This is a genomic window from Streptomyces sp. NPDC047515 (genome assembly GCF_040643055.1).
Classification (GTDB): Bacteria; Actinomycetota; Actinomycetes; order Streptomycetales; family Streptomycetaceae; genus Streptomyces.
The window spans coordinates 1-9,758 of the sequence record NZ_JBEYTM010000110.1; the positions used below are offsets into that span (position 1 = coordinate 1).

7 protein-coding genes and 4 pseudogenes are annotated in these 9,758 nt (G+C 69.9%); 5 read left to right on the plus strand and 6 right to left on the minus strand.

Going from position 1 to position 9,758, the window contains the following annotated elements:
• Positions 1-156 precede the first annotated feature (156 nt).
• The 3 pseudogenes from ABZ826_RS37980 to ABZ826_RS37990 all read left to right on the plus strand — a co-directional run.
• Positions 157-1,072 (plus strand): annotated as a pseudogene (locus ABZ826_RS37980) (DUF6519 domain-containing protein); the annotation flags it as partial.
• A pseudogene (locus tag ABZ826_RS37985) lies at positions 1,072-1,234 on the plus strand (N-acetylmuramoyl-L-alanine amidase); the annotation flags it as partial. The pseudogenes ABZ826_RS37980 and ABZ826_RS37985, both read left to right, overlap by 1 nt.
• A gap of 140 nt (positions 1,235-1,374) precedes the next feature.
• Positions 1,375-1,541: pseudogene (locus ABZ826_RS37990) on the plus strand (XRE family transcriptional regulator); the annotation flags it as partial.
• Positions 1,542-1,586: 45 nt separating this feature from the next.
• On the opposite strand, the gene ABZ826_RS37995 reads toward ABZ826_RS37990, so the two are convergent.
• Positions 1,587-3,464 (minus strand): transketolase, encoded by a 1,878-nt coding sequence (locus ABZ826_RS37995; protein WP_361458981.1) that lies wholly within the window; start codon positions 3,462-3,464, stop codon positions 1,587-1,589.
• 172 nt (positions 3,465-3,636) lie between these two features.
• Positions 3,637-4,407, minus strand: a complete 771-nt coding sequence (locus tag ABZ826_RS38000) for a dienelactone hydrolase family protein (RefSeq protein ID WP_361458983.1) — start codon at positions 4,405-4,407, stop codon at positions 3,637-3,639.
• Positions 4,408-4,690: 283 nt separating this feature from the next.
• Here ABZ826_RS38000 and ABZ826_RS38005 point away from each other — a divergent pair, with 283 nt between their 5' ends.
• Positions 4,691-5,089 (plus strand): DUF6221 family protein, encoded by a 399-nt coding sequence (locus tag ABZ826_RS38005; protein ID WP_361458985.1) that lies wholly within the window; start codon positions 4,691-4,693, stop codon positions 5,087-5,089.
• A 22-nt stretch (positions 5,090-5,111) separates the two neighbouring features.
• Here ABZ826_RS38005 and ABZ826_RS38010 read toward each other — a convergent pair.
• The 4 genes and pseudogenes from ABZ826_RS38010 to ABZ826_RS38025 form a co-directional block, all read right to left on the minus strand.
• A pseudogene (locus tag ABZ826_RS38010) lies at positions 5,112-5,311 on the minus strand (TSUP family transporter); the annotation flags it as partial.
• Positions 5,312-5,350: 39 nt separating this feature from the next.
• A complete protein-coding gene (locus ABZ826_RS38015) occupies positions 5,351-5,935 on the minus strand; it encodes a rhodanese-like domain-containing protein (RefSeq protein WP_361458987.1) in 585 nt (194 codons plus the stop codon).
• Between the two features lie 117 nt (positions 5,936-6,052).
• Positions 6,053-7,441 carry a rhodanese-like domain-containing protein gene (locus ABZ826_RS38020; protein ID WP_361458989.1) on the minus strand — a complete coding sequence of 463 codons (1,389 nt, stop codon included), beginning with the start codon at positions 7,439-7,441 and terminating at the stop codon, positions 6,053-6,055.
• Positions 7,442-7,536: 95 nt separating this feature from the next.
• Complete coding sequence (locus tag ABZ826_RS38025) at positions 7,537-7,863, minus strand: rhodanese-like domain-containing protein (protein ID WP_361458991.1); 327 nt, start codon at positions 7,861-7,863, stop codon at positions 7,537-7,539.
• Between the two features lie 171 nt (positions 7,864-8,034).
• Here ABZ826_RS38025 and ABZ826_RS38030 point away from each other — a divergent pair, with 171 nt between their 5' ends.
• The gene (locus ABZ826_RS38030) at positions 8,035-9,570 is read left to right on the plus strand and encodes an MFS transporter (protein WP_361458993.1); all 1,536 of its coding nucleotides are present in this window, start codon (positions 8,035-8,037) and stop codon (positions 9,568-9,570) included.
• Positions 9,571-9,758: the final 188 nt, after the last annotated feature.

The window sequence follows — 9,758 nt, forward strand, 5'->3', positions numbered from 1 at the left end:
ACGCACACGGTGACCGCCGCCTGCCGTCCGGAAAAGGATCCCGGGCGGCGCGTCACATCACAACAGGGCAAACGTTGCCTGATCCGGCACTAGCGGGTGGGACCCGCTGACGAACCGTCTTCCGCACCTTCTGCGCGAACTGCTCGCGCGCCCGGAGCGCCCCCCTCGGCGCACCTCGCGGCCCGCGCCGAGCGGCCAGGCCACGCGGACGGGGACCCGTGCCTGGTCAAGCCCGACGCCCGGTACCGCGGCCCGGAGAACCAGTTGTACCGGGTGGAGATCCACGAGGGGGGCCCGGCCCGGCCGGGGACGCCACGTTCAAGTGGTCGCGCGAGAACGGATCGGTCGTCTTCCCGGTGGACGAACTGGACGGTACCTGGGCGCAGTTTGCCACCCTCGGTCAGGACGACAAGCTGGACCTCGACGTCGGCGACCAGGTGGAGTTCATCGACACCGCGTACGCCTCACGTCTGGAGGCGCTGCCCCTGCTGCGGGTCGAGGAGCTGGATCTGGACCTTCCGGCCCGGCGGGTTCGGCTGTCCGCCGAACGCGAGCCGGGTGTGGGGAGGCTGCCCCACCTGCACCCGTTCCTGCGCCGCTGGGACCACCGGACGGGTCCCGGACGCCGGGGCCGCACCATCGGTCTGCGGGGTGGAGCGATCGGTGTCCGGGAGGGCGAGTGACTGCCGTTGGAGGACGGCGTCGAGGTCTGCTTCGCCAAGGACGGCCCCTATCGCACCGGAGACCACTGGATCATCCCGGCTCGCACCGCGACCGGCAGCGTCGAGCGGCCCACCAACGACGCGTGCAAGCCGCCGCTCCAGGCCCCCGCGGGCATCGAGCGGCACTTCGCGCCCCTGGCCCTGGTGAAGGTCGAGGACGCTCCCGTCGATCTGCGTCTCGTCTTCACCCCGCTCGCGCAGGGCGCGCCGGCTGCGGACGACGCGGCGCTCGCCGCGGAAGCGCTCGCGGCCGACGAGGAATACGCGGCGGAGGCCGCTCAGGACGCCCAGGCGGGACCCGGTCCCAGACCACCGCCGAGGCGGAAATCGCAGTGGAAGGAGACAAGTGATGGCTACGCCACTGAGCGCGTCCAAGCTGGTGAAGATTTTGCGCGCGGAGGGCCTGACGGTCCACGAGGTTCACAACTGGCGTACGCACAACCGCAATACCGAGGGTTTCGTGGGGCCCGATGAACGGTGTGGTGATCCACCACACCGTCACCTCGGGCAGCACAAGCTGGGCTTCACGGGCAAGGACGCGGACGGGGTTCCGGGGAAGGCCAGTTGGGGCAAGTTGAAGGTGCCGGCGTCACGGTCGTAGGGCCGTTCGTTCGGATCAGGCCGGATCGGCGAGCGAGGTCCGGTGCCATGTGACCTGATCACGGAGCCGGGTGAGGCCGTCGAGTTCGACACCCGCCTGGCGCACTGGTTCGGCCCCGCGGGCGACGCACCCGTGGAGCTCCTCAGCCTGTTCGGCGGCCAGAGGGACGCATGCACGTGCGCACCGGACCTCTCCCCCGGGTGGAACCGGCACCCTGACCGACGGGCCGTTGTCCGGTGCGGGGCCGTGGCGGGGCGCAGTGCTCAGCGGGCGGCGAGCTCGCGGGCGGTCCGGGCGATGTGGGTCCGTGAGATACCCGCGATGTCGAGGAGCTCGGAGGAGGTGCCGGAGCCCGGCAGGTTGCGCACCGCGAGGTGGACGACGGTGGGCGCGAGTCGCTGTGTGGCGAGCGCCGACAGCACGGCCTCACCGATGCCGCCCTCCGGGTGGTGGTCCTCGACGACGACCAGCGCGCCGGTCTCCCGGGCCGCGCGGGCGAGCGTGTCGAGGTCCAGGGGCTTGACGGAGTACAGGTCGATGACCCGGACGGGAATGTCGTCGTCGGCCAGCCGGTCGGCGGCGGCCAGGCATTCGTGGAGAGTGACGCCGGCGCCGATGAGGGTGACCCGGTCGCGCTCGCTCGCACGCAGGGTTTTGGACCCGCCGACGGGGAAGGTTTCGTCGGGGGCGTAGAGAACGGGGTAGGCGCCCCGGGTGATGCGCAGGTAGGAAATGCCGTCCAGGTAGGCCATGGCGGCGGTCAGGGCCGCGGCGGAGGTGGCGTCACTGGGGTAGAGCACCGTGGAGTCGTGGACCGCCCGCATCATGGCCAGGTCTTCCAGGCCCATCTGGGAGGGGCCGTCGGCGCCGATCTCGGTACCGCAGTGGGTCCCGCACAGGCTCATGGAGATCTGCGAGACGGCGGCCATGCGGATGAAGTCATGGGCCCGGGTGAGGAAGGCGGCGAAGGTGGTGGCGTAGGGGCGGTAGCCGCGCACGGCCATGCCGACCGCGCCGGCGATCATCTGCTGTTCGGCGATGTAGGTCTGGAAGTACCGCTCGGGATGTGCCTTGCCGAAGTCCTCCGCGTGGGTGGAGTTGCCCACCTCGGCGTCCAGAGCCACGATGTCGGGCCGGGCACCGATCGCGGCGAGCGCCTTGCCGAAGGCGACGCGGGTGGCCACGGTGTCACCGACCCGGAATTGCGGCAGCGTCACCGGTACGGGAAGGTCCGGGGCGGCGGCGGGGGCCGCGGGCGGCCGGGGTCCGCGTACGGAGAGGTGGCGTACGCCCCCCAGTTCCTCGACGGCGCGCGCCGCGAGGTCGTCGGGCAGCGGTTTGCCGTGCCAGCCCTCGGCGTCGGCGACCTCCCGGACGCCCTGTCCCTTGACGGTCTTCGCGACGACGACGGTGGGGGCCTGTCCGTCGGCCGCGACGGCCAGGGCCTGTTCGACGGCGGCGAGGTCGTGGCCGTCGACGACGAGGGCGCGGCAGCCGAAGGCTTCGGCGCGGCGGGCGTAGGCGCCGGTGTCCCAGCCCAGCTCGGTGGGGCCGCTCTGGCCGAGACGGTTCACATCGATGATCGCGACGAAGTTGGCCAAACGGTGGCGCCCCGCCTTGTCCAGGGCCTCCCACACCGAGCCTTCGGTCATTTCGCTGTCGCCGCACAGCACCCACACCCGGTACGGCTCGTGCTCCAGATCGCGGCCGGCCAGCGCGATGCCGACACCGTAGGCGATGCCCTGGCCCAGCGAGCCGGTGGCCACGTCCACCCAGGGCAGCACAGGGGTGGGGTGGCCCTGCAGACGGGCGCCGTCGCGGCGGTAGGTGGTCATCAGCTCTTCTTCGCCGATCGCACCGGCGGCGAGGAACATCGCGTACAGCAGTGGGGAGGCGTGCCCCTTGGAGAAGATCAGGTGGTCGTTGCCCGGGTTCTTCGGGTCCTGCCAGTCGTAGCGCAACTGGCGTGTCATGAGGACCGCCATCAGATCGGCGGCGGACAGGCTGGAGGTGGGATGCCCGGACCCGGCGGCGGTGCTGGCGCGCACGGAGTCCACGCGCAGCTGCTGAGCCAGCTGGAAGACCTCGTCCAGGCCGCTGTCGGGCCCGAGGGAAACAGTGGTGGTGTTCTCGGCCGACATCGCGGCCTCCTCTCTTGTCCTGCCTTTTCTTGCCCTGCCTTCCGATCCGGCCTTTCCTGTCCTGACTTCCGATCGGGCCGTTCGGCACTGCCGGTGCACGAGCCGCACACCGGGGCTGTGCGTGGAGCCTGTGCCCCTGCCGACCGTATGTCCGTGGCGCGAGCGCCGCGATTCAAGCGCAGGCGGGTCCGATGGTGCGGTCCAGCAGTGCCGTCAGCGCCGTCCAGTGGCGTTCGTACGCCGTGCTGTCGTACGCGGCGGTGTCGGCCTGGGTGAAACCGTGGCGCGCCCCGGTGTAGACCTCGCTGTGGTGGCGTACGCCCGCTGCGGTGAGGGCCTCGTCGAGCCGGTCGATCTGTTCGGGAGGCAGCGAGGGGTCCTGGTCGGCGTGGCCGAAGTACAGCTCGGCGGTGATTCGGTCGGCGAGCAGGTGCGGGCTGTCGGCGGAGTCGGTGGCCAGGCGCCCGCCGTGGAAACCGGCCGCGGCCGCGACCCGGTCCGGGTACGTGCCCGCGGTGCGCAGGGCAAGTCCGGCTCCCATGCAGTAGCCCGTGACACCGACCGGCCCGTCGGTCGTCAGGGAGGATTCGGCCAGCCAGGTCAGATAGGCGTCCGCGTCGCGCATCGCCGCATCGGGTGTCAGTGACTGGATGATCGGACCGATGCGCTCGAAGATCTCGGGGCGTGCGGCCGGGTCGATGAAGTCGGGCAGTTCGACCAGCGGCGCTCGTCCATGGCGGTAGAAGACATTGGGGACCAGGACGGCGTAGCCGGCCTCGGCGAGACGGCCGGCCATCTTCTTCAGCTGCGGACGGAGCCCGAAGGCGTCCATGTAGAGCAGCACCGCGGGGTGGGGAATGCTGTCGTCGGGGTGGGCCAGGTAGGCGTCGGCGACACCGTCCTGCGTGGGAATGTCCACGGATGTTCCGCGCACGGAGGTCATGGGCGGCTCTCCTCTCTTGTCGCGGTCAGTGATCGTAGACGGCCGGTGAGCCCCCGGCCGGTTGCCGGGCCACGACCGGGCGAGTTGCGGGGCCGCGACCGGGCATTTTGCGGGGCCGCGACCAGCGACGAGACTCGGGCAAGGACCATCACGTCGTAGGCACTGTGCCGGTCTTCCGACTCGGTATCGTCGTCCGGCAGTCCCGGTGAGCGAACAGAGACCGAGCAGCCGGCAGGTGCCGTTCCCGGCAGGGAGCCAAGACGGTGAAGGATCCGAAGCCCCGATGACAGACAACTCCGAGATGATCGACTTCGTTCGGGCGCGCCTCGCTGAGGAAGAACAGATCGCGCAGGCGGCGGGCGGCGAGAGCTGGCGGTGCCCGGCCGACGTGTCCGGCGAGGTCCACGACCGCTCCGGCGGCATCGCGTTCGTCCTGCGCGGTCGCGGCTTCGACCGGCACATCGCCTTCCAGGACCCGGCGCGTACGTCCCGTCGCATCGAGACGAGCAGGGTCCTCCTCGACGAGTACGCGGAGATCGCCGACAGGGACACCGACCGCCCCGAGCGTGACTTCCCGTCCGGCCGCGCGGTCGGGCTCGGCTTCGCCGTCCGGCAGATGGCCGCGGAACACGCCGGCCACCCGGACTACCGGGCCAAGTGGCTGCCACGGTTCATGCAGTAGCGACCGTCGCCGCGAAGGCGGCGAAGAGCAGGCCGGTCCTCCACCGCACCCGGTGGACACGCGCAGGGGGGGGATCAGGGCGACGATGCTGGTCACACCGACGACGAACAGAGAAGTGGCGATGGCCTCCTCGGTGCCCTGTCCGTCCAGGCGGACCAGGATCGGCACGGTCAGGATCGACCCCCCGCCGCCGAGAACGCCGAGGCCGACTCCGACGAACAGCGACGCCGCGACGCCGCGACGCCGCGACGACCAGAGCGGTCATGACGTCCCCCGCAGTTCCGCAATCACCCTGCGGACATCGGTACGCGGACCGCGGTTGCAGGGGAGCTTGGACAGCAGGACGCCCATGGCACAGGAGTTGCTCACAGCCGCGTACGTCAGAGCCGCGCCGACCGCGGTTCCGATGAGGTGCGCGCCGGGAACGAAGATGCCCACCACCCCGGTGGCAAGGACGATCGAACCGGCGACGAGCCGGACCTGGCGCTCCATGTCCCAGCGGTCGGCGCCGCGGTTCGTGGGAGCGCCCGTCATCTCCCAGGCGTTGATGCCGCCCTCCAGCACACGGAGGTTCGGCAGGCCGGCCTCGGCCAGAGCCTTTTCGGCCTGGGCGGCACGGGCCCCGGAGCGGCAGACCAGGACGACGTCCTCGTCGAGGTGGGCCAGCAGTTCGTTCCGGTGCTCGCGCAGGGTGTCGAGGGGCACGTTGTAGGCGCCGGGGATGTGGACCGTGCGGAACTCACCGGATGTACGCACGTCGAGGATGCGCGGTGCGTGTTCCTCCTGTACGAGGCGGTGCAGGACGGCGGGGGTGATCGAGGAGGTCTGGTCGGACTTCTCAGTCATGGGGGCTCCGTTCGAAGGGTTCATGTACGTGGGTGGGTGTCGCGGGCCCGATTGACCGCCCCGGGCAGAGGGATGCCCCTGCCCGGGGCGTGCCGGGAGGCTGCGGGAGGAGGGCGGTCAGACGCCGGCGGGTTCCGCCGACAGGGCCCAGGCGGCGTAGCCGCCGAGGATGTCGGAGACGTCCTCGAAGCCGTGGTGGCGCAGGAGGCTGGCCGCGATCGAGGAGCGGTGGCCACCGGCGCAGTGCAGGACGAGGGGCCGGTCGGTGGGGATCTCGTCCAGGCGCGCGGGCAGTTCGCTCAGGGCCATGTGCAGGGCGCCCTCGATGAAGCCGTTCGCGCTGCGCTCTCCGCAGGTGCGCACGTCGATGACGAGCGGAGGGTTCTCTCCTCGCAGAGCGGTGCGCAGTTGTGCGGCGGCCAGGCGGCTCGCGGGAGCGACCTCCTCGGTCAGCTTCTCCAGGGCGTCCTCGGGGTTGCGCAGGTAGCCCAGTACACGGTCGAAGCCGATACGGGCGAGGCGGGTGACGACTTCCTCCTCCCGGTTCTCCGGAGCCATGACGATCAGCTCGTCGGCCGGATCGAGGACGGTGCCGGCCTGTTCGGCGAACCGGCCCTCGACGGGGACGCTGACCGCTCCACGCAGGTGACCGTTGGCGAACTCCTGCGGGGAACGGGAGTCGACCACGACCGCCCCCGCCCTGCGCAGTTCGGTGAACTCGACCAAGGACAGCGGGCGTGGCGCCACGGCCGAGTCGAACAGGAGACGGTCCTTGCGGTTGAGTTCCGCGTCGAAGGCGAAGTAGCCGGGCGCGGCGGACTGGCCGGCGGTGACGAGTGCGACGAAGTCCTCACGACTCATCGGCACGCAGGCGTAGTTGGTGGCGCGCTGCTCTCCGATGGTGGACTGCTTCTCGGTGGAGAGGTTCTTGCCGCAGGAGGAGCCGGCGCCGTGGGCGGGGAAGACCCGGACCTCGTCGGGCAGTGCCATCAGCTTGTTCTGGACACTGTCGTGGAGCATCGCACCGAGTTCGTCGGCGGTCACACCCACGGAGGCGAGCAGATCGGGGCGGCCGACGTCACCGATGAACAAGGCGTCGCCGGTCAGTACCCCGTAGGGAAGAGTGTCGTCGGCGCGCTCGTACACAAGGACACTGATCGACTCGGGGGTGTGTCCGGGGGTCTCCATGATCTGCAGGGCGACATCGCCGAGACGGACACGTTCACCGTCGGCGAGCTTGCGGATGGGGTACTCGGTCTCGGCGCGGCGGCCGTAGCCGATCCAGGCGCCGGTGCGGTCGGCCATCTCCAGGTGCCCGGCGACGAAGTCGGCGTGGAAGTGGGTGTTGATGACGCCCACGACGGTGAATCCGTGCGCCTGGGCGTCGGCCAGGTACTCCGAGACGTCTCTGCGTGGGTCGACGACCACGGCCTGGCCGGTCGTCTCGTCGGCGATCAGGTACGACGCCTGTGACAGGCAGTCGAGGTAGTACTGGGTGAAGAGCACGGTAGAACCTCCGTCGGGGGACGCACACCCGGCCGGGTGCGGAGAGTTGGCCGAAGGCGCGACAGCGCCTTCCGCATGGATCCGGGGTCGAGACTTCAGGCCGACTCGGCGGCCGCGACGCCGTGGTCGAGGGAGTGACCTGCCCGGGCCCATACGGCGGTGCCGCCTGCGACCGGGACGGCGTCCACACCGAGAGCCTCAAGGTGCTCGACGGCCCTGCCGCTGCGGTTGCCGCTCGCGCAGATCACGTAGACGGTCCGACCCCTGGGCAGGGCACTCACGACAGCGCCGAGTTCGGACAGCGGCGCGGGGTGGGCGCCGGGCACATGGCCGGCCCGGTACTCGTCGGGCTCCCGGACATCGATCACGAACGCACCGTTCGCGAGCTCCGCCGCGAAGACGGTCAGATCCACTTCACGCATGAAGATCTCCTCACTTCAGATACCCCCATGGGTATTGACTGCCTCCGACCGTAGGCAGTCCCGCAGCAAGAAGTCAAATACCCCTCGGGGTATCCTCCATCACAAGGAAAAAATACCCGCAGGGGTATGCTGGCCTGCAGGTTTTCTGATCTTGACCAGAATGGAGGAACGATGGAACAGCGGACCGGCATGGTCGCGCCCACACCTGGGGTGCGGCTGGGCCTCCGGGAGAACTGGGCTCAGTTCACTCTGCTGGTGATCGTCACAGCCAGTGTCGGTTCACTCGTCGGCCTGGAGCGCACGACGGTCCCGCTCATCGGCACCGACGTCTTCGGCCTGACGAGCAACCTGGCCGTCTTCTCCTTCATCGTCGCCTTCGGCCTCGCCAAGGCCCTCACCAACCTCGCGGCAGGTGCCCTCACGGCCCGTTTCCGACGCCGGCAGCTCCTCCTTGCAGGGTGGCTCGTCGGCGTGCCGGTGCCCTTCGTCCTGGCGTGGGGCCCGTCCTGGTGGTGGATCCTGGCCGCCAACGTCCTGCTCGGCGTCAACCAGGGCATGACGTGGTCGATGACCGTGAACATGAAGATCGACCTCGTGGGGCCGGCGCGCCGGGGTCTGGCCACCGGACTCAACGAGGCCGCCGGATACGTCGCCGTCGGCGCGACGGCCCTGCTCACCGGCTACCTGGCAGCCTCCTACGGCCTGCGGCCGGCCCCCGAAGCGATCGGCATCCTCTTCGTCGCCGCCGGGCTCGGCCTTTCGCTCCTGGTGCGGGACACCAGCGCCCATGTCGCCCTCGAACTGTCCCGGACGCCGCCCGCCCAGGCCCCCGAGGAACGGAACCCGTCATTCACAGCCGTGTTCGCGCGCACATCGTGGCGCGACCGCTCCCTGCGCGGCGCGAGCCAGGCCGGTCTCGTCAACAACCTCAACGACGGCCTCACCTGGGGCGTCTTCCCACTGCTCTTCGCCGACCACGGACTCGGCATCGCCGCCATCGGCCTGATCAAGGGGCTCTATCCGCTCCTGTGGGGCATGGGGCAGATACCCGCGGGCCACCTGGTCGATCGGATCGGCCGTAAACCGCTCATCGTCACGGGCATGCTCGTCCAAGCCGGTGGCCTCCTCACCGCGTTGGTGATCCTCGACCGTCCCCTCCTCGCGGGCGTCCTCTCCGCCGTGGCCCTCGGGCTCGGCACCACGATGGCCTACCCGGCACTCATCGCCTCCGTATCCGACCACGCCCATCCCGCCTGGCGGGCGAACGCGCTGGGCACCTACCGGTTCTGGCGCGACCTCGGCTACGCGGCCGGAGCCCTCGCCGCGGGCGTCCTCGCCACGCCTCGGCATGAATCGTGTAGGGAGCCAAGGCCAGAAGCACGTCGAACTGCGTGTCGTCGCGGACATCGACGTCAATCCCCATGCCAGGATCACCTTTCGCAGACCGGACGCCCTCGGCCACCTCGTTGGCGCCCATCGACAACACCTGCTCGTACGCGGGCGCCACTTCCCGTGGCCAGGCGATATCGCTGTAGGCATCGACGTGAGCCGTCTCGATACTGTCTCGCAGGATACGAAGCGCCTCACGGTGAACACGTACCACGTCTGCTGCCTCCAGGCCGTCTCGGAGGAACAGGTCTCGACGTGGTTCATCGGCTTCGGTGGTCATGCGGCTCAGCCTTTCACGCGCCGATGTCGTCCGTTTGAAGGGCCTGACCTTTCGCGGCTGCGGCTGCCGTTGTGGCCACGCAGCTGACGACTTCGCTCGCCCACAGCTTGATCATTTATCAGACAGGGCCTCAACGCCGTTGCGTTTGGCTCCTGAGCTGCAAGTCAAGCCCTGTTGAACAGCGCAACGGGACCACCTGATAGATCAACGATCGGCGAAGAAAGTC

Excerpts from the sequence above, each read along its gene's own strand:
- ABZ826_RS38030 (WP_361458993.1), top strand. The coding sequence starts at position 8,035 with ATGGAACAGCGGACCGGCATGGTCGCGCCCACACCTGGGGTGCGGCTG.
- ABZ826_RS38015 (WP_361458987.1), bottom strand. The coding sequence starts at position 5,935 with ATGACTGAGAAGTCCGACCAGACCTCCTCGATCACCCCCGCCGTCCTG.
- ABZ826_RS38025 (WP_361458991.1), bottom strand. The coding sequence starts at position 7,863 with ATGCGTGAAGTGGATCTGACCGTCTTCGCGGCGGAGCTCGCGAACGGT.
- ABZ826_RS38000 (WP_361458983.1), bottom strand. The coding sequence starts at position 4,407 with ATGACCTCCGTGCGCGGAACATCCGTGGACATTCCCACGCAGGACGGT.
- ABZ826_RS38005 (WP_361458985.1), top strand. The coding sequence starts at position 4,691 with ATGACAGACAACTCCGAGATGATCGACTTCGTTCGGGCGCGCCTCGCT.
- ABZ826_RS37995 (WP_361458981.1), bottom strand. The coding sequence starts at position 3,464 with ATGTCGGCCGAGAACACCACCACTGTTTCCCTCGGGCCCGACAGCGGC.